Below are 19,742 nucleotides of genomic sequence, written 5' to 3'. Positions count from 1 at the left end.
GGTGGGCTCTTGATCGAAATAGTGGTCGGCGCCGCACTCGCCGTAGTGACAACGCTCTTGGGTACGGGGTTCGGTGCCTGGTTGACCCAGCGCCACCAGCGGGCCCTTGCGGCGACTGCGGAGCAGGAACAGCGGCGCGCGCAGATGCAGCAGCTGGTCATCGCCGTCTCCGAAGTGATGGCCGCGCGCGCCCTGTACCGGGAGACGTGGCTGAGCCGTACGACGCGGTGGCGCGTGGGCGGGATGGCCGCGATCGAGTTCTGGTCCGCATGGCGCGCGTTGGGCGGCGACTGGGAGGCCGCGGTGGCCGCGCTCGCGCCGTCGGCACGGGTGATCGAGCTGTGGCAGCGGCGCAGCGTCGAGGAAGCCGCCGCTCTGGCGCCGTACGCGGCCAAGGTCGCCGCGGCCGGCCTGCCGATGGGCATGGTCGGCGATCCGGAACTCGCTGCGGCCGCGCAGAAGCTCCTGGACGCCTGCCTCGAGGACCAGGGCGAGGACGCGGTGCGGGAGGCCATCACGGGGCTGCGCGCGGTGTTTCACGAGCCGGACCCGGAGCCGCCGACTTCGTGAACCCTTCAGCGGAAGTCCTCGAATGCCCTGTTCAGCGCCTTGGTACGCGCGGATCGTGTGACTCCCAGGGGTGTTTTCGCGACTCCTGCGGGTGCTGGATTGGCATTACCGCCGCAGGTGGGTGCAGGATGCGCAGCGACGGGTCCGACGTCAACTGCTGGTGCCGTTCGGCATTCTGGGCCTGTTTGCGGGGGGTGGCGGTCAGAGCCAGGGCACGTACCTCTCCGCCCGACCACGTGGTCCCAGTGCGCAAAAGGGGAGCCCCAACGGTCATGCCCGAGCTTTGGTCGGCGGAGGGCACAGCCGAGGACTCCCCGGTGTCGCGTTGAGATCGCACCAGCCCGAGTGAAATCACGAGAGATGAATCCTGCAGCGACACCTCGGAACGGTACACCAAGGGAAATGACGTCCCGCCTAACCCAGGTCGGACGGGTAGCACCTGCCCTCACCGCCCTCTTGGCCATGGTCGCCATTTGCCTCCTGGCCGCCCTCGGGCACCCGGAGCAGATCACTGCTGTGGCCTTGTTCGGCGGCGCCGTCTTCGCCGGCGGCACGATCGTCAACGTGACCGTCCATATCCGACGCTGAGCCCGGTGGGCAGGCGCGGCTAGCATGCGAGGCGCCCTGTCCCCGGCGCTGGAATGCCGGGGACAGGGCGTAATCACTGGTGGCCATCCGAGCCAGGTGATGGTGAGGACGGACAGGCGGCGCAGGGGCCGGTTCACCCAGTAGGTGAGGGAGAGCTGGCCAACGGAGGCGTGGCGCACCTCCTCGCCCTCGCGGTCGTCGGCGTTCCACTGCCCAAAGCTTTACGGATCGGCCGCGGCGGCGTCCAGGACGTCCCAGACCGTGTCTTGACGCCTGCACCGCTGCGCTGACACCCACTCAGGCCTTTCAGGCAAAAGCCTGGGTAGTGCCGCACGACGCGATACAGTGGGAATACCGGGAGCACTCGCCGACGCTGCACGTGCAGGGGGACGGCACTCCCGTATGGGCCGACCAAGCCTAGAAGCAGCCCGACCGGGGCGGCCAAGGCGTGGTCATCGCGGGCCTCGTATTGGTGATGTGGATTTGGCAGCGGGCCGCCGCCAGAGCACTGTATGGCGACCCGCCGGATACTGTGGCTGAGCACTGTAGGTGGTCAGTCTGAGCATGCCAGTTGGCCACGCCGCCTGACTTGCTCAAGCACTTCACAGCCGTGGCAGGTCCGCAGTCTCTGCCGTCACAACCCAGCGCCTCTCGAGAGCGTTACCCGGCCGCTCGCTGATCGATCACCTTTTCGCGCATCAGTTCCTCCAGCTCCGTGTCCGACAGTGGGTGCAGTGTGTGCAGAAGACGGCGCAGGCCGGGTTCGTCCAGCATCTTGCTGCTGACCGCCACCTCAGCGTTGCGGTAGCGGCGGGTGAGAGTGATGACGCCGCCGGGGAAATCGCGGAGCGTACGCATTTCGCCGTGTCCGTCCACCGTGCAGGTCATCTCCTTCTCCACGGGTTTGGGGCTTTGGAGTTTCGGCGTGAGCGGCGAGCGCACCGCGAGGGCCACGTACGCGTCCTGTTGAACGGAGTGGTACTCAACGTAGAAGGAGGCGGGACCGACCTCGGCACGAGCTACCCGCATGCCAGGCGGCGTAGCGATCACGTACAGCAGTTCCGGGTGCTCCCGGTACCGTGCGACCTCCGCTGCGTGCTGGCGCTGGCGTGACTGCGTCGGGCCGATGGAGCCTCCGTAGGCCACCGCGGCGGCGAGGGCGGCCACCGCCCCGAGCCTCACCCACCGGTTTGGTACGAAGAATGCCGCAGCCACCGCGTACGGCACCCCCGTCAGCGCGACTCGGGTACCAGCACTCCCCAGGTCGACGTCCCCGCTGTAGGCGGCCAGACCTGCCAGGACGCCGAGCGTGCCCAGGACGAACACCAGGACCGCCCAGCCGAGCCGCTGCGACACGGAGCCGCACAGTGGCACCACGGCCCGCACCGGTATGCCAGTTGTGGCCAGCAGGCCCACTGTCAGCGGCACACCCAACACCAGGGCCAGCACCACCGCCCCGGCCCCACCGCCCCAAGCCGTCACCAGCAGCCAGAAGCCGAGCGTCGGCACCGCGGCCACCATCGTCGCCCAGACCAGGAAGAGATGCAGGGCCATCTGCGCCCCTCTGCTGCTCGTCATACCGTGGAGCCTGCCAGCCAGTGTGCTGCCGCACATGAGTTTCTCTACTCAGTACGCCCTTGCCACTCTGCGGAAGGTGACGCCCGCCCTTGCCGAGGGACCGTCACCACATGGAATCAGCTGGCCGACCGGGGCGCTCAGCGTGGTCAGCTATCGCGTGGAGTGGCCAACTACGGCGCTCAGTCGCAATTGGGCCGAAGCATGAGATCTGTGACTGGCGGAGCCGAACGGACTGGCAAAGGTGCTGGGTCGAAGTGGCATGGTTGGGTCATGCTGCGGGTTCGTAGGTGACGGTCTGATCGGGGCAGTCGGCCGCCGTCTCGCGCAGGGCCGCCACCTCGGTCTCGTCGGCCGCGAGGCTCCAGCGTAGTTTCGTGCCGACCCACTCCGCGGCGTATCGGCAGTGCACCTCGGCCGCCGGCGGCAGCCACTGGGCGGGGTCCTGGTCGGCTTTGGAGCGGTTCGAGCGGGCGGTGACCGCGACCAGGCTCGTGGCCGATCCCTGGTCGTTAGCGTAGGCCTCACGCCGCTGTGCCGTCCATGCGGACGCCCCGCTGTCCCAGCTTTCCGCGAGGGGCACCATGTGGTCAATGTCCAGGCCGGAGGCGGATGTTACCCACACCTGGTCGTAGTACGACCACCAGCGCCCGCCCGACAGCCGGCAGCGGGGCCCGACCGTGGGTGGCTCGACGGCCTCGTCGAGCAGCACCTCCGCGCGTGTGTTGCAGCCGTCGGACGGATCATCTCCGGTGTTCCAATGGCGGAAGGCGTCGCGGTCGTAACCGTCACGGGACTCGGCCTCCACCGGCAGACGAATAACGGCCTCGGCCAGCGGGAGCGTCTCCACCGCATGAGCAGGCGCAGGAGCGGTGAGGGGCAGGAGGGCTAGGGAGGCGGCGGCCAAGCAGCGCAGTGCAGCGGTGAACATGAATCATTGGTAATGGCCCCTCAGGGGGCGCTGTCAGGCGTTCCTCGAGTGCGCCGCCCGTATGGGCGCAATAGTCGCACCGGAAACCGGGCTGCACGGCCTCCCCGCAGCCCTCACTCCGAGCGTGCCCTGCCCTGGCTCCCCCGACTTGCCTGAGGACAGCGGCCCTGGTTGGGCCCCGTAGGCCGGGTGGTTGGGTCGTGGAATGTCAGCATGTTCGGTCTGCCGTACCCGGTCCGGGTGACACTGCCCGAGCGGGAGAACTCCAGCAGGCAGCCAAGCGTCGTGCCGGGCATGAAACCGATCAACGACGCGCACGTGACGGAACCGGGACTCGCGGTGGTGGAAGTCGCGGCCGCGGACGACGAGACCGCCTTCGCCGTCCAGGAACTGCTCGCAACCCGGTGGGTAACCGCGCTGGCGGACCGCACGGTCCGTGAGCCGGGCGAGCCGGGCGTACGGCTGCGCTGCTACCTGGACTTGCGGCAGGCTGCCGCCGCCGCCTGACCCGGGACGCTGGCGTCGCCGTCTCGCCCGTGTCAGGCGGGAGGGGCGGCGACGCATTGCGCGGTCAGCCGCGGCGGCGGAACAGACCACTGCGGGGCTTGCCCGGCTCCCGGTCGTGCTCCGGCTCCGATTCCGATGGTGTGGCCCTGGCGGCCTGCTTCCTCGGGGACCTTCACCGTATTGTCGACCTGCGCCTTGGCGACGTCGGCGGACACGAACGCGAGGAGCACCAGGCCCTCCTGGCTGGTCGGCGGATAGATCCGCCCCCCAGCCGCTTCTCGTGCTTGACGTTCTCGATCGCGTCCAGCCGGGAGCGGACCAGGCGTGCACTGTGTGCTTGTCCGTTCCCGCGGCAGTATCTGGCCCCACTCTGGGGCGGTCTCGTCCTTGAGTTTTGAGCTCTTTGTCGAACACGGGACATCCGAGGTGCTGGCTCCTCCTTGTCGAGGCGGCCGGTTCGGACAGAAGACGGCTGATGTGCCCGTTGCCGTGTTTTTTGGCCGCTCTCTGCCGGTGTGTCAGGAAGCACGAAACGGCTGGTCAGGCCACATTCGGACATTTGTTTTGTTGCCTGCGTCACAACTATTGACCGGCTCTGTTATCACGTCTTTACTCTCTGCGTTCTATGTGAACGCTGTGGTCTGGGGATGGGGATTGTGAAAGCTTGGTGGGGCGGGGAGCCGTCGCAGTGGCTGCGAACACTAAGAGCAGGGGTTCTGGGGGGTGTAGCCACCTCACTGATCCTTACGGCGCTGCCTGTTCTGCCGGTATCGGCGACGGCAGTCAGTTCCGCAGCCGCGGCTGAGGCCTCCTCAGGAGTGGTGGACGAGGCCACGGCACTTGCCGAGGCGAAGGCCTCTGGGCAGCAGGTGGAGGTGACGGCGGCTCGCGGCGAGTACACCACGACGCACGCCAACCCCGATGGAACCCTCACGCTGACACAGTCCACAACTCCCCAACGTGTCAAGCAGGACGACGGCACCTGGGAGGCCGTCGACGCGACACTCGAGCGGCGTCCTGACGGGCGGATCGGTCCGAAGGGGGCAGTGGTCGATCTGTCGTTCTCGGGTGGTGGCCCCGGCGCAGGCATGTTGCACCTGGGTAAGAATGGTCGGTCCATTAGCCTGGGGTGGCCGGGTGCGCTGCCGGAACCAGTTCTTGAAGGCGCGACGGCCACTTACCCGAACGTTCTGGACGGCGTGGACCTGCAGCTGACCGCCACGGCTGAGGGCTACCGTGAGGTTCTGGTCGTCAAGACACCCGAGGCTGCCCAGCATCCGGAGCTGGAGTCGGTTGAACTCACAGCCCGCGGTGACGGGCTGACGGTGGTGCCGGGCGCCGGGGGCGGTTTGCGCGCCCTTGATGATGACGGCAACGCGATCTTCCGTGGGCCTGCCGGCCAGATGTGGGATTCCGCCGGCACGGCCGAGTCAGGCCCTCAGCCGCAACTGCTGCATACAGCCGCTGCCACCGAGGACGGCGAGGGCGGGGGCGAAGACTCGTCGGAGCCTGGTAAGGGCGACGCCAGCGCGATCCTCCCGGTGCGTGTGCAGGAGGGCTCTGTCATCGTGCAGCCCGACCTCGAACTCCTACGCGGGGCCGAGACCGTTTACCCCGTGTACATCGACCCGCCGATCGGCCTGGGCGCACAGGAACGCACGAAGATTTCATCCGATGGCGACCGTTTCTGGATGTTTGACGGTGACAAGGGTGTCGGCAAGTGCGGCACCGCGGACGGCTACTCCTGCGGCAGTGGATACGTCGACCGGATGTACTTCGAGTTCGCACCCACCGCGCTGGCCGGCAAGCAGATACTCGATGCCACCTTCCGTGCCCGCGAGACGTGGTCGTTCAACTGTGACGCCCACACCGTCGACCTGAAGCGCACCAACAACATCTCCGAAGCCACTCGCTGGCCCGGACCGTCAACGCTGGACCATCTGGGCGACCGCAAGGTCTCCGCGGGCCGAAGCACTCAGTGCTCCCCGAGTCAACCCGACGCCTGGGTTGAGTTCCACGACAACCCCAACGAGACCGACGAGAACCTTACTCCCACGGTTCGCTCCTTCGCGGCCGGCTCCTTCAGCCGCCTTACCCTAATGCTGCGCGCCAACGACGAGACCGAGCCCCGCGCCTGGAAGCGTTTCGACGACAACGCCGAGCTGCAGGTCATCTACGCGTACAAGCCAGGCGTGCCGACCAACGTCGGGATTATTCCGGGTACGGGCACGACGGCGTACTGCAGGACGTCCGCAGACCCCTTGGTGGTCACCATGGAAAAGCCGACGATTCAGGCTCGGGTCCAGACCCAGGTGCCCTCGACGTCGGGTGCTCTGCTGCAGGCTGAGTTCGCTCTGGAGCGGCGTGGCACGGACAACGTGTGGCGTCAGATCTGGGTCGGTGATGCGCCGGATTCTGGCTGGGATCCTGACAACACCCTTGAGCGAATGGCGACACCGCAGCTCGCAGATGGCTACATGTACCGGTTGAAGGCACGCACGCAGTCGCACTGGACATACCTGACCGTCCCCGATGACCTCTGGTCCGCCTACAGTTCCTGGTGCTACTTCAAGACGGACTCGGCCGCGCCGAAGGCACCGCGGATCACGTCGGTTTCGCCGTACACCCTGTGCTCCACCGTCTGTGAGGGCAATGGCGGCCCGGGAGTACCGGGAACGTTCGTCTTCGAGCCGAACACCGCAGACATCACCAATGGCACCACCGACATCACGGCCTACGAGTGGAAACTGCTGTCCACCGCAGCCCAGAAAGTGCCCCGCGGAACCACCCTCTCGACGACAGTGAACACCGTCAGCCCACCCCTCGCGGGAACCCAGGTGCTGTCCGTCAGAGCGAAGGACGTGTACAACCGATGGGGCGCTCCGCAGGAGTTCATCTTCAAGGTGGCCCCGGCAGAGGGAGCTGTCGGCCGCTGGCATATGGACGGTGTCCCCGGTTCCGGCACGACCACAGCTACTGACACGGCGGAAGCAGGCTCCACACGCAATCACGCCACTCTCGACGGAACCGGTACCGGGTGGTCCTCCCGGGCTCGGCGAGGCGAGGACGACTATTCGCTGCGGCTGAACGACTACACGGCAACGCCTACTCAGACCGGTTACGCGGCCACGTCCGCACCTGTCGTGAACACTCGGGACTCCTTCACTGTCTCGGCCTGGGTGCAGCTGACCGACGCGTCCGCCAATCGGGTTGTGCTGTCCGCCCCCGGGACGAACGGCAGTGCCTTCGCGCTGTACTACTCGAGTGCCTTGAAGAAGTGGGTCTTCAACCGGATCGACAAGGACGTGGCCGGCCCGGCCTACATCCGGTCGGTCGCGGACCAGGAAAGCCCACAGCTGAACGTGTGGACGCACGTCGCGGGGGTGTTCAAGACAGAGGGCGACGACAACCTCCCTGACACCGACCCCGCCAACGACACCATCCAGCTGTTCATCAACGGCCGTCCGCAGGGACAGCCTGTCGTCCTCCAACAGACGGCCGGCACCTATACCCCGTGGACCGCGACCGGTGGGCTGCAGTTCGGCCGCTTCAAGTCGGCCGGCGCCTACAGCTCCTACCACGTCGGCCTGATCGACGAGGTCGCTGCATGGCAGCGTGCGCTCTCCCCGGAAGACCTCCTGCAGGACGCTCAGGTTCTGCAGGACGGGGAACCTGCCAACGAACTCGTCGCCCACTGGGACGCCGCCACAGCCACGGGCACACAGATTCCGGAACGGTCGGCCTACCCGGTTCCCGCCATGACGGTGACCGGGACGACGGTCAGCGAGGAGGACAACGCGCTGGTGCTCGACGGTACAGCCGGCTACGCCTCCGCGGCGGGACCGGTGGTGGATGAGACGGGGTCGTTCACCGTTGCTGTCAGTGTCCGGTTGGACTCGGCTGCCCTTGCCGGCAAGCCGGCGGGGTATCGCGCGCAGGTGGCCGGGCAGCGTCTGGGCGGGGAGTCCTCGTGGGCGCTGTGGGTCAACAAGCTGGACGAGGGCGTGCACCTCTGGGAGTTCACACGAACGGCGGTCGGACCGGACGGGAAGGTGTCCCAGAGTGCCACTGTGTCCGACGACGCCCTGGCGGACATGGACAGCTTCGTGACGCTCACCGGAGTCTTCGACGCCCAAGAAGGCTGGGAGTCGATCTCAGACGACGGAAGCAGTGAAATCCGTTACGGAAAGCTCCATCTATACGTCCGTGAGGTGCTCAAGCCCGACGTTGAGAACGCAGGCTTCCCCCACCCTCAGCAGGGCAGCGGCGAGCTGAGCCTGGGGCGGGGAGCAGCGGCCGGTGCGGTGGGCCACTACCTGCCTGGCGCACTGGAGAGCCTGCGCGTGTGGACCGGTGCCATGACGCTTGACCAGGTCAGCTCCCAGGTTTTGGATCCGGCCGGCACCTGATCGACCTTTCACCCGCTGTGAGGGCGGTAGGCCTTCCGTGCCGCTTCCGCCCTCACAGCCCTCACCCTTCCGCGCCTACGTCGCGCGGAGATTTCCCGTCTCTCGTCCAAGACCAGGCACTGGTGCTGCCTGGTCCGAATCAGGAAGACATCACGTGAATCCCTTCGGCATACCCCGGCGAACCCCGGGCCGCGGGAGCGGAAGCAGCAGACGCTGGACCCGGCGCTTGGCCACCCTCACTGGCCTGTCCCTGCTCCCCGGCCTGCTCACCCCGGTCGCCTTCGCCGCTGACGAGCCCGATCCCCTGGGCCCTCCTACGCTGGAGGCGCCCCGCTCGGCGAAGGTGACCCCCTTCGTTGCGAAGGTGAACAAGAAGACCGCCGCTATCGTGAACGAGGCCGCCCAGGCTGATCGCACCGCGGCGAAGCGCGCCCGCCGAGACCAGCAGCACACCACGACCTGGCCGACAGCCGGCAAGGCAACTCTGCGTCTCGCGACACATGCGACAGCCCGGACGGAAGCAGGCGACCTGCCCGTCACAGCCACCGCCCCTGCCAAGGGCAACAAGGCACGCTCCCTCACGGTCGAGGTCCTGGACCAGAAGGGCGCTGCTGCGCTGGGCGTCAAGGGCGTCGTACTCAAGGTCGCCGCTACCGACGGCGGCCGAACCCGCGTCGGCGTGGACTATTCCGCCTTCGCCTCCGCCTACGGCGGCGACTGGGCCGGACGCCTGAAACTGTTCCGCCTGCCCGACTGCTCCGACACCACCCCTGCCAAATCCGCCTGCCGCACCCGCACCGAGCTCGGATCCACCAACAACCGCGCGGAGCAGAACGTTGCCGCCACGCTGAGCCTGCCGGCCGACGGCGCGCCGATGATGCTGGCGCTGGCCGCGGGTACCCAGTCGGGCGCAGGTGACTACAAGGCCACTCCCCTGTCGTCGTCGTCCACCTGGGAAGCGGGCGGCGGCTCGGGAACGTTCACCTGGAACTACCCCCTGCGTGTCCCGCCGGCTGCAGCGGGCCCGACGCCCGATCTTGCGATCTCCTACGACTCCGGGAGCATCGACGGCCGCACCGCCAGCACCAACAACCAGGGCAGTCAGGTCGGCGAGGGCTTCGACCTGACATCGTCGTACATCGAGCGGAAGTACGGCTCCTGCGACGACGACGGTCACGCGGACAAGTTCGACCTGTGCTGGAAGTACGACAATGCCTCCCTTGTCCTCAACGGCAGGGCCACCGAACTCGTCAAGGACGACACCACCGGCACCTGGCGGCTGAAGAACGACGACGCATCCACCGTCAGCCGCTCGACCGGCGCCGAGAACGGCGACGACAACGGTGAGCACTGGACCGTCATCACCGGCGACGGCACCAAGTACGTCTTCGGTCTGAACAAGCTCACCGGAGCGGGAGCCGACGACCGTACCAACTCCGTGTGGACCGTGCCGGTCTTCGGCGACGACGCCGGCGAGCCCGGCTATGCCGACGGCACCAGTTTCTCCGGCCGGGTCAAGACACAGGCGTGGCGGTGGAACCTCGACTACGTCGAGGACACCCACGGCAACGCCAGCTCCTACTGGTACACCGCCGACACCAACCACTACGACCAGCTCGGCGACGACACCATCGGCACCCCCTACGTGCGCGGTGGCTACCTCCGGGAGATCCGCTACGGTCAGCGCGCCGGAGCTCTCTTCGCCACCCCTGCCGCCTCCAACAGGGTCGTCTTCAGCTACGAAGAGCGCTGCCTCGCCTCCGGCACCGGCTGCGACTCCCTGACCGAGTCCACCCGTGACAACTGGCCCGATGTGCCCTTCGACGCGGTGTGCAAGGCCAACGTCAAGTGCACAGGCAACAACGGGCCCACGTTCTTCACCCGCAAGCGTCTGACCGCCGTCACCACCTCTGCCTGGAACGCGGCCGCCGCCACCCCGGCATACGAAGAGGTGGACACCTGGACGCTCGAGCACCTCTACCTCGACCCCGGGGACACCGGCGACTCCACCGACCAGACACTCTGGCTCGACGAGATCCGCCACACCGGCAAACGCGGCACCGACCTCGCCCTGGACCCGGTCAAATTTGGCCATGAGATGCTGGCCAACCGTGTCGACGGCCCCGACGACATCCTCCCGCTGCACAAGCCGCGGCTGAAGACCATCACCTCCGAAACCGGCGCCCAGACGACCGTCACCTACCTGCCCGCCGACTGCGCATACGGGCAGACCATGCCCAAGGTCGACACCAACACCAAGCGCTGCTACCCGGTGTACTGGGCACCCAACGGTGAAGACGAGCCGATCCTCGACTGGTTCCAGAAGTACCCCGTCAGCGCCGTCTCCGTCACCGACCCCCACGGCGGCGGCCTCGCTGTCCAGCACTCCTACCAGTACTCCTCCAGCGGCGGCGCCTGGCACTACAACGAGGACCCGCTGACTCCCGCCAAGGAACGCACCTGGTCCATCTGGCGCGGCTACGAGCGCGTCACCCACCTCACCGGCGTGTCCACCGGCACCCAGAGCAAGACCGTCACCGTGTACCTGCGAGGCATGCACGGCGACCGTGTCCTGGGCACCGACGGCAAGACACCCGACCCGACCGCCCGCAAGACCGCGACCGTCACCGGCGTCAAGGCCGCCCAGATCACCGACCTCGACCAGTACGCCGGCTTCACCCGGGAAACCGTGACCTACAACGGCAGCGCCGAAGTGGAAGGCACGGTCAACGATCCCTGGTCCAAGCGCACCGCGACCCAGCACAAGTCGTACGCGGACACCGAGGCCTACTACGTCCGTACCGGTGCCACACACACCCGCACCAACATCACCAGTGGCGTCACCCCCCGCGACCGGATCCGCACCGTCCGCACGACCTACGACGACTACGGCATGGCCGAAGCCGTCGAAGATGCAGGCGACGTCTCCGTGACGGGTGACGAGAAGTGCACCCGCAGCTGGTACGCGCGCAACGATGCCGCGGGTATCAACTCCCTCGTCTCCCGCAGCCGGACCGTGGCCAAGCCCTGCGCGACCGCGGACGCGAGCCTCGACCTGCCCGCCGACGCCGCTCGTCCCGGCGACGTCATCTCCGACATCGCCACCGTCTACGACAACCCCACCGCAACCACCTGGACCGCCACTCAAAAGCCCACCGTAGGGGAGGCGACCTGGACGGGTCGCGTCAAGGGGTACGGCACGGATGACTCCCCCGTGTGGCAGAAGGTGTCCACCGCCACCTACGACGCCCTCGGCCGCACCCTGATCGTCAAGGACACCCACGGCCAACTGGTCTCCCGCACCACCTACACACCGGCGGCCGCAGGGCCCTTGACGACCACGACCGTGGAGAACGTCAAGCTTCACAAGACGACCACCACGGTCGATTTCGCCACTGGTGCGACCACCAAGGTCACCGACCCGAACGGCAGGGTCACCGAGTCCGAATACGACAGCCTCGGACGTGTGACCAAGGTCTGGCTGCCGAACCGCCTCAAGATCCTGAACAAGACGCCCAACTACGTCTACGCCTACAACGTCACCAGCACCGGCATGTCCTGGGTGTCCACCAGCACCCTCAGAGGCGACGCATCCGCATACAACACCACCTACGCCTTCTACGATTCTCAGCTGCGTCCCCGGCAGACCCAGTCACCCACGCCTCAGGGCGGCCGCCTGATCACGGTCACCCTCTACGACACGCGCGGCATGGTGGTCAGCCAGCACAACGACATCTGGGACAGCACCTCCCTGCCCGCCTCGACTCCGGTCGCCACCTCCGGCGGTCAGGCTCCGATTCAGACGGACACCACCTACGACGGCGCCGGCCGCGCCACGAAGGCGGAGACCAAGGTTTACGGTGTCACCCGCTGGACGACCACCACCACCTACGCCGGCGACACCGTGTCCACCAGCGCTCCCGACGGCGGACAGGCCACGGCTGTGGTCACCAACGCCCTGGGCCAGATGACCGAGCGCCGCGAATACGCGGGCCCACAGCCCACCGGCACCGAGTTCACGCGCACCCGCTTCACCTACCACCCGGCCGGCCAGCAGAAGACCGTCACCGGCCCCGACGAATCGCAGTGGACGTACACCTACGACCTGTTCGGCCGACAGGTCGCTACCACCGACCCGGACAAGGGCAGCTCCGTCACCGAGTACAACGACCTCGACCAGGTCACGAGCACCACTCCCAACGCCGACGTCAACAAGAAGCTGCTGTACGAGTACGACGAGCTCGGCCGCAAGACGGGCATGTGGCAGAAGGACAAGACGGACGCGAACAAGCTGGCCGCCTGGACTTTCGACACCGCCGCCAAGGGACAGCCGTACGAGGCCACCCGCTTCGACGGCGGCGCCGCCACGGGCAAGGCGTACACCAAGAAGATCACCGCGTACGACTATCTCTACAACGCCACCACCACTGAACTGCTGCTGCCTGAGGGGGACTCGCTGCGGGCAGCAGGGGTAGGGCCTACGCTCACCTCCACGGCGGCCTACCGGATCGACAACACGGTGAGCCAGACCGGTTCACCGGCTGTAGGCGGGCTGCCGTACGAGGCCGTCGAATACAAGTACAACGCCACCGGCCAACAGATCACCACCAGGGGATCCTCCTACTACCTGCAAAAAGCCAACTTCTCCCCGCAGGGTGACCTCCGTGATCTCTGGCTCGGCACCGGCGAAAAGCTGATCTACGTCACCAACTCCTACGAGGAGGGCACCCGGCGCCTCACCGGAATCAAAGTGACCGACGATGTCAACAGCTTCCCGCTGCAGGACCTCGCCTTCACCCAGGACGACGCCGGCAACGTCACCTCGATCTTCGACACCACCACCCTCGGCGGTGCCGCCAAACCCGACCACCAGTGCTTCACCTACGACGGTTACAGCCGCGTGACCGAGGCCTGGACTCCCAAGACCGCAGACTGCGCACCGGCTGGACGCACCACCGCCAACATCGACGGCTCCGCCCCGTACTGGACCTCCTACACCTACAACGAGGCCGGCCAGCGAGCCACCGAAACCACACACACATCGACCGGCGACAAAACCACCTCCTACGTCTACAACGACACAACCAAGGACACCAAGCCCCACACACTCGACAAAACCACCGGCGCCCGCACCGCCGGCTACACCTACGACAGCAGCGGAAACACCACCTCCCGCCCCGGCCCAGCCGCGCAGCAGACCCTCGCCTGGGACGCGGAGGGCGAGCTGTCCAAGGTGACGGAAGGCACCGCGCAGACCGGTTACCTTTACGACGCTAACGGCGAACTGCTCATCCGTCGCGCCTCCGGCAACGGCGATACCATCCTCTACTTCGGCAACACCGAAGTCCGCCTCACCGTCAAGGGCACAACCAAAACCGTCAGCGGAACCCGCTACTACACCGCCAACGGCCAGACCATCGCCGTCCGCACCGCGGTATCGGGAACCTCAGGGACCAAGCTCAGCTTCCTGGCCGCCGACCACCACGGCACATCCAACGTCGCAATCGAAGCTGGCACCTTCGCCCCGACGAAGCGCTACACCACACCCTTCGGCGCCCCCCGCGGCCCGCAGCAGTACGGCCCCTGGCCCGACGACAAGGGCTTCCTCGGCAAACCCCGCGACACCAACACCGGCCTCACCCACATCGGGGCCCGCGCATACGACCCGGAAACCGGCCAGTTCATCAGCGTCGACCCCCTCCTCGAACTCGACAAACACCAAACCCTCAACGGCTACTCATACGCAGCCCAGAACCCCCTCACCCACTCCGACCCAACCGGAATGGGCCTTGCCTGCGGCGGAGCCGGCGGAGCCGGCGAAGCATGCCCCACGAACCCAGGCGGGGGCTCGAAGGGACAGCCGAAGATTGTCCGAGGCGCGGACAGCCGAGGTAGCGGCAACGGAAGCGCGAATGCCGATGGCACGGCGAGTTCAGGGTCCTCGCTAACCATCCTTGAGTACGACGATAACCCGAAGGGTGGATGCGAATGGGGCTTCCTGTCCGGAGTTTGTAAAGATGTCGGGGAAAGCTTCTACGGGCTCGTCAGTAACGTCCCCCATATGGCGGAGTACGCCGGATGGATCTTCGATGAAGATTGCCGAGACGGCGGCGGTCCAGGGTATGTCGGCTGTGACTACGGAAGTCAGTTCGACAACTGGATATCCAGCTACGGTTACGATGTTGGTGGCGATGAGTACCTAGTTCCTAGCGCCATCGTTGCCATCCTTGGGCACCGCGAAGGCGGAGGATGGTCCGGTAAGCCCAACACCAAGGGCGCATCGCTTAAGTCTCTCCCGAAAGACTGGTCTCGACGAACAGTAGGAATAATAGACGTCGGCGTTGAGCAGATCCCAGTCCTCAGCGGACCCGGCATGAAGCCCAGCAAGGTAAGGGTTCCTGGGCGAGTGAAGGCGAATGAGGATCACGTGGAAACTTACACAGCAGCATTCATGCGGCAGAATCCAGCCATCAGAAAGGCCGTGCTTTACATCGACAACGATGCAGGTACGTGCGGCACGTGCCGTCGAACTCTCCCGGATATGCTCCCCGAAGGGGTCAAACTTTGGGTGATTTCGCCGCGTAAGACTGAGGTTTTCGAAGGCGATTGATGCAGGGCGCCTAGCGGCCCGTCCGTCCCCGGACGGGCCGCTACTGCTGCATGGGGCGCCTACCAAGGTGGGTCTTCGGATGTCGTCGACGGTCGTGGGGCTACATAGGTTCGCCACTTGACCGAACCTGATCCCCGAACCCATTCCAGATGTTCCGGCGTCGTTGCCGCGATCATTAGATCGCATTCATCTTTCGAGTCGCCTGGATGCACCAGAGCGAGCCATTCCTCGCTCGCGAGGATCCGCGAATCACGTGTCGGCCAATTCCAAGCCACAAAGGGGATCTCGTGAGCTTGCGAGGAAATCCAGTTTACATCGACACCTTGGGCAACCTTCATCACGGGAGCTCCGAAGATTGCCTCGACCACTGTGGCATGCAGCAGAAATGTCGACAGTGATTCTCTAGTCGAAGTCCAAGGGTTACTCCGATTGGATGGATCCTTTTCGTAGACGAGGCGATTCTTGTCGGTTTGGTCAAAAGCCCACAGTCGACTTCCCTGACTCTCAACCCAGAATGGCACCTTCCCTTCCTTCGCCGCCAGCTCGCAAAGGGGGATGGCGTAGTTTTGCGTGGTTATTCCCCCATCCCATTGGCTTGAGATGTGGTGCCACTCAGTGAGTTCCGGAGTCAGCGAAGGGGTTGGTGTGACGTTAGGCGATGTGGGCGGCCCATACCACGCCCGCACGAAAGAACGCAAGTTCTTGTTGATCAATGGTTCTAGGTAGTTCATGAGAACCATTATGCCCCGCTGACTTGGATCTTCCAGATGAGATTACCTATCGGATTAGCCTCGATGTTTCGTGACGGTCCGCTGGCGGAGTCGTATGGGCGCAATGGTCGTACCGGAAATCGCCGCGGCACCACGCTCATCAGCTCCCGGCGGATGGTCAGCACGCCCCTCTCGCCGTACCCGGTTGGGTGACGCTGCCCGGACGCGCGAACCCCGGCAGGTGCGTGTGCGTCGTGCCGGGTATGAAGCCGATCAACGACGGGCACGTGGCCAAGCCGGGACTCGCGGTCGTGGAAGTCGCCGCTGCCGATGACGAGACAGCGTTCGCCGTCCAGGAACTTCTCGCCACACGGTGGGCGATCGCGCCGGCGGACCGCACCACCCACGAGCCCGGCGAACCAGGCGTACGACTGCGCTGCTACCTGGACCTCAAGCAGCAGCCTGAGACGTAGACGGGGAACCGGAGGTCGTGGCCAGGATCGTGCAGCTGCGCGGCCCAGGCCGCCCTCAACGAATCGATACGGCGTGTGCATCCAGCAACGACAGGACTGAGCAGGCTTGGGCCCTGTGACCGACCGGCTTTGATGGCCTGATCACGAGGTGGTCTCTGGTCCGACTGACTACGCTGAGCGCCCTCGCGCGTCGGGAGGTTCGGTTGGTACGGCGGAGTACGCTCGGGCAGGACTTCCGGCGGTTGTGGGGCGCCTATGCGGTCAGTACAGCAGGCAGTGCCGTCGGCATGGGGGCGTTGCCGCTGATCGCCCTTGTGGTGCTGGATGCCTCGGCGTTCCAGGTCTCTGTGCTGGCTGCGTTGTCTGCGGTGGCCAGTGCGGTGATCGCTCTGCCGCTCGGTGTGCGTATCGAGCACCAATACAAGCGGCCGGTCATGATTGCCGCCGATCTGGCCCGCTGCGTGCTGCTGACCAGCATTCCCCTCGCCATGGCTTTCGAAAGGCTCACCTTCACCCAGCTGTGCGTCGTCGGCGCTCTCCAGACGGCCGCGTCTGTCGCGTTCGACGCGGCCAGTGGAGCGCATCTGAAAGCACTCGTCCTGCCCGAGCACCGACTACGTGCCAACAGCCTCTTGGAGACGACCAACTGGATCAGCGTCAGTGCCGGCCCGCCCGTCGGCGGGCTTCTGATCGGGGCACTGGGCGCGGCGGCCACGATGGTGGTCGATGCTCTGTCCTTCCTCGGGTCGGCTGTGGGCATCCGTCGTATCCGGCAGCCCGAACCCGCACCACCGGCACGCGCCGCCGCCGCTCCCCTGGGCCGGGACATCGCGGCCGGCTGGCAGTACCTCCTGCGCCACCCAGGACTGCGGCCGCTGTTCTTCAACGCGCTGCTCTTCGGCGGATCCGTCATGATGGCCTCGCCGCTGATGGCCGTCCTCATGCTGGACGACCTCGGTCTGGCACCGTGGCAGTACGGACTCGCTCTGGGACTGCCGTGCCTGGGCGGTGTACTGGGCTCACGCCTGACTCCGCTCCTCACCCGGCGATTCGGACAGCGCCGCATCCTGCTGGTGTCCGGCGTTGCGCGCACAGTGTGGACGATCCTGCTGCCGCTGACGCCCTCCGGTGCCCTCGGCCTGTTCGTCATCGTGGCCGCCGACTTCGGGCTGCTCATCTCCGCCGGGATCTTCAACCCGTCGTTCACCACCTACCGCATGGAGGCCACACCGGACGCGTACATGTCCCGGGTCGGCACCTCCTGGTCGGTGGGCGCGAAGACATGCCAGGCGGCCTTCGTGGTCGCCAGCGGCCTCATCGCCACCGCCGCAGGCGTACGCGGCGCCCTGCTTGTCGCCGGCCTGCTGTGCATCGCGAGCGCGCTGCTTCTGCCATGGCGAAGGGCGCGCTTGTCCAGCGGGCATGTTCCCTTGCCTACGACAGGAGCGGTTGCGTCCCCGGCCACGGACAGCCCGGCCGCGTAGCAGCTTCTCTGGCTGCAGGGACGACTTCGTCAGCCCGGTCAGGCATCCGCGCCTTTGGTGCCGGCCCACGGGGCCACAAGCACACCATTCGACCAGTTCTGCAGGCGGCGCAGCGGCGGTCGCAGCAGGAGACTCGCCGACCTTACGGACCTTCCTCCATAGCCTTGCTCAGGGCCTCGGCACGCTTCCCTTTTTCCGCGCTTTGCCGATCAAGAAATCCACCAATGGCAGCTGCGGATCCCGTCGGCGGCTTGTGTCGCGCCGTCCCGAGCGAGGCCGTGACGGCGCGACTGGCCGTCACGCGACCAGGAAGGGCACGGTGGTGGCTGCGCCCAGGGCGGCGCCCGCCACGGTCTGCGCGATGGTGTGGTAGGCCAGGGCGACGCGGGACCAGCACACGGCCACGGTCAGGGCGTAGGCAAGCAGCCACCAGGGGGAGTGGACGCACGCGAGGATCGCGGGGACCGCGGAGGCGACAGCGCTGTCCACGCTGATCTTCCAGCGGCCGGCGTTGTTGACGGCGAGCAGTCCGATGGTCATCAGCCACAGCGCGAGCATGGCGACGAGAATGCCGGCGGGGGCGTTGCCCATGACCATGATGAGCGAGCCGATCCCGATCGACCCGAGGATGACGAAGAAGATGGGAGTGCGCTTCGCGCGGTCGACGACGTGCCGGTCCCCCCAGGTGCCGCGCTTGCGCTCCCACTCGATGTAGGTGGCGGGGATGAGCCCTGCACACAGGGCGGCGAGGAGTCCCCAGGGGATGCCGCTCCAGCCGCCCGCGGCGGCCCCGATTCCGGTCATGCCGACGAGGAGGACGTTGCGGGGCTGGAGCACGTCGGTGACGGTGCGGGCGGTTGGGTGGTCGGTGGCGGTGTTATGTGTAGTCATGCGAGGGCTCCGGCTGCGGCGAAGGCGTCATGCGCCTGAGTGAGGATGGTCTGCCTATACGCCCTGGCGACGCGGCGCAGCCAGACGACCGCCGTAGGAGTGGCTGGCCCGCTGCTGCTCGAAAGTCGCCACGGGGCCGGCCGGAGTGCGCCCTGCCTGCTTGGCGGAGACCACCGGCACGTTCCTGACACGGAGTTGGGCTGTCGGCGGTCATGTGCTGCTGAGTACGGCGGCTGCCCTTGGAGTACTCAGGCAGGGAGTTTCAAGGCGTCGCCCTCCAACTGGGGACGCACTCCCTAGGCTGGTTCTGTGACAGACGCAGACGGCCGAATCGGCGCGGAAATCAGCCCCTTTCCGCCTTTCCTGAAGATCACCACTACCGATGTTGGCGCGATCTTCCGGCGGCGTCGGCGCAGCATCACGCAGACCGGGCCATTTCTGATCATATCTGTGGATTCCGGCCTCGCGATGGACACGGCCTTCCGAACTGAGGACGGTTCGCATCCGCATCTGTGGACAGCACACGGTCAGGCTCATCAGTTGTGGCGGCTCATTCCCTCGGGGCATGAAGGCGAAGCACGCATCGTCTCACTCAGCAACAACTTGTTCCTCGACGGCCGCGGCAGCCACGAGGGGGACCACCCGCAGATGTGCGCTGAGACCAATGAGCCACGGCAGCGGTGGCGCCTCAAGCCGGCCCCCGGCCATCGCGCGCACTATCTTGAGAACGCCGCAACCGGTCTGGTGCTCGACAGGCCGCATGACGCAGAGCGCGGCACCTGGCCGGTACTGTGGAGCGAACACAGCGGCGTAAATCAACACTGGCTGCTCGTTATGCCCTTCGCCGCACCGTCAGACCGCACTGCCTGACGGGTTGGCCTGCGGAGAGGCAGACAGCAGCGAAGTCATCCAGGGCTCGAGAACTTGCTGCCCGCCGTTACATCCACGGCTTTTGCCCCCACTGTTGGGGCGCCAGGAGCGGTGGAGCAGGAGC

General features: G+C 66.4%; 13 protein-coding genes. 8 read left to right on the top strand and 5 right to left on the bottom strand.

All coding sequences use genetic code 11. The annotated features are described in order from the left end of the window. The first annotated feature begins 81 nt into the window (after positions 1 to 81). The gene (locus ACQY0Z_RS31990; RefSeq protein WP_439813246.1) at positions 82 to 570 is read left to right on the top strand and encodes a hypothetical protein; all 489 of its coding nucleotides are present in this window, start codon (positions 82 to 84) and stop codon (positions 568 to 570) included. A 462-nt stretch (positions 571 to 1,032) separates the two neighbouring features. Continuing rightward, complete coding sequence (locus ACQY0Z_RS31985; RefSeq protein WP_285801605.1) at positions 1,033 to 1,158, top strand: hypothetical protein; 126 nt, start codon at positions 1,033 to 1,035, stop codon at positions 1,156 to 1,158. A 660-nt stretch (positions 1,159 to 1,818) separates the two neighbouring features. On the opposite strand, the gene ACQY0Z_RS31980 is transcribed toward ACQY0Z_RS31985, so the two are convergent. Both ACQY0Z_RS31980 and ACQY0Z_RS31975 read right to left on the bottom strand, forming a co-directional pair. Then, entirely contained in the window at positions 1,819 to 2,712 is an 894-nt protein-coding gene (locus ACQY0Z_RS31980) for a hypothetical protein (protein WP_439813245.1), read from the bottom strand. A gap of 292 nt (positions 2,713 to 3,004) precedes the next feature. Further along, complete coding sequence (locus tag ACQY0Z_RS31975; protein ID WP_439813244.1) at positions 3,005 to 3,664, bottom strand: HNH endonuclease family protein; 660 nt, start codon at positions 3,662 to 3,664, stop codon at positions 3,005 to 3,007. A 213-nt stretch (positions 3,665 to 3,877) separates the two neighbouring features. Between ACQY0Z_RS31975 and ACQY0Z_RS31970 the strand changes: the two genes are divergently transcribed. Continuing rightward, complete coding sequence (locus ACQY0Z_RS31970; RefSeq protein ID WP_439813243.1) at positions 3,878 to 4,171, top strand: DUF6207 family protein; 294 nt, start codon at positions 3,878 to 3,880, stop codon at positions 4,169 to 4,171. A gap of 32 nt (positions 4,172 to 4,203) precedes the next feature. Here ACQY0Z_RS31970 and ACQY0Z_RS31965 read toward each other — a convergent pair whose 3' ends face one another. Continuing rightward, positions 4,204 to 4,401 (bottom strand): hypothetical protein, encoded by a 198-nt coding sequence (locus tag ACQY0Z_RS31965; RefSeq protein ID WP_439813242.1) that lies wholly within the window; start codon positions 4,399 to 4,401, stop codon positions 4,204 to 4,206. A gap of 588 nt (positions 4,402 to 4,989) precedes the next feature. Here ACQY0Z_RS31965 and ACQY0Z_RS31960 point away from each other — a divergent pair. Both ACQY0Z_RS31960 and ACQY0Z_RS31955 read left to right on the top strand, forming a co-directional pair. After that, positions 4,990 to 8,580: a LamG domain-containing protein gene (locus ACQY0Z_RS31960; protein ID WP_439813241.1), complete on the top strand. Its 3,591-nt coding sequence runs from the start codon at positions 4,990 to 4,992 to the stop codon at positions 8,578 to 8,580. 154 nt (positions 8,581 to 8,734) lie between these two features. Beyond that, complete coding sequence (locus ACQY0Z_RS31955) at positions 8,735 to 15,190, top strand: RHS repeat-associated core domain-containing protein (RefSeq protein ID WP_439813240.1); 6,456 nt, start codon at positions 8,735 to 8,737, stop codon at positions 15,188 to 15,190. Between the two features lie 59 nt (positions 15,191 to 15,249). Here the strand turns inward: ACQY0Z_RS31955 and ACQY0Z_RS31950 are convergent, their stop codons facing one another. Further along, complete coding sequence (locus ACQY0Z_RS31950) at positions 15,250 to 15,921, bottom strand: hypothetical protein (RefSeq protein ID WP_439813239.1); 672 nt, start codon at positions 15,919 to 15,921, stop codon at positions 15,250 to 15,252. A 242-nt stretch (positions 15,922 to 16,163) separates the two neighbouring features. Here ACQY0Z_RS31950 and ACQY0Z_RS31945 point away from each other — a divergent pair, with 242 nt between their 5' ends. Both ACQY0Z_RS31945 and ACQY0Z_RS31940 read left to right on the top strand, forming a co-directional pair. After that, positions 16,164 to 16,373 carry a DUF6207 family protein gene (locus tag ACQY0Z_RS31945; RefSeq protein WP_439813397.1) on the top strand — a complete coding sequence of 70 codons (210 nt, stop codon included), beginning with the start codon at positions 16,164 to 16,166 and terminating at the stop codon, positions 16,371 to 16,373. A 203-nt stretch (positions 16,374 to 16,576) separates the two neighbouring features. Next, a complete protein-coding gene (locus ACQY0Z_RS31940; RefSeq protein WP_439813238.1) occupies positions 16,577 to 17,857 on the top strand; it encodes an MFS transporter in 1,281 nt (426 codons plus the stop codon). A 297-nt stretch (positions 17,858 to 18,154) separates the two neighbouring features. On the opposite strand, the gene ACQY0Z_RS31935 is transcribed toward ACQY0Z_RS31940, so the two are convergent. After that, positions 18,155 to 18,748, bottom strand: a complete 594-nt coding sequence (locus tag ACQY0Z_RS31935) for a hypothetical protein (RefSeq protein WP_439813237.1) — start codon at positions 18,746 to 18,748, stop codon at positions 18,155 to 18,157. A 309-nt stretch (positions 18,749 to 19,057) separates the two neighbouring features. On the opposite strand from ACQY0Z_RS31935, the gene ACQY0Z_RS31930 reads away from it, so the two are divergent. Beyond that, a complete protein-coding gene (locus tag ACQY0Z_RS31930) occupies positions 19,058 to 19,618 on the top strand; it encodes an RICIN domain-containing protein (RefSeq protein ID WP_439813236.1) in 561 nt (186 codons plus the stop codon). Positions 19,619 to 19,742: the final 124 nt, after the last annotated feature.

Origin of the sequence: Streptomyces sp. P9-2 (assembly GCF_051903975.1) — a bacterium.
In the GTDB taxonomy this organism is placed as follows: domain Bacteria; phylum Actinomycetota; class Actinomycetes; order Streptomycetales; family Streptomycetaceae; genus Streptomyces; species Streptomyces cellulosae.
Note: the sequence above shows the minus strand (reverse complement) of the source record. Positions and strands in the feature narration are given on the sequence as shown.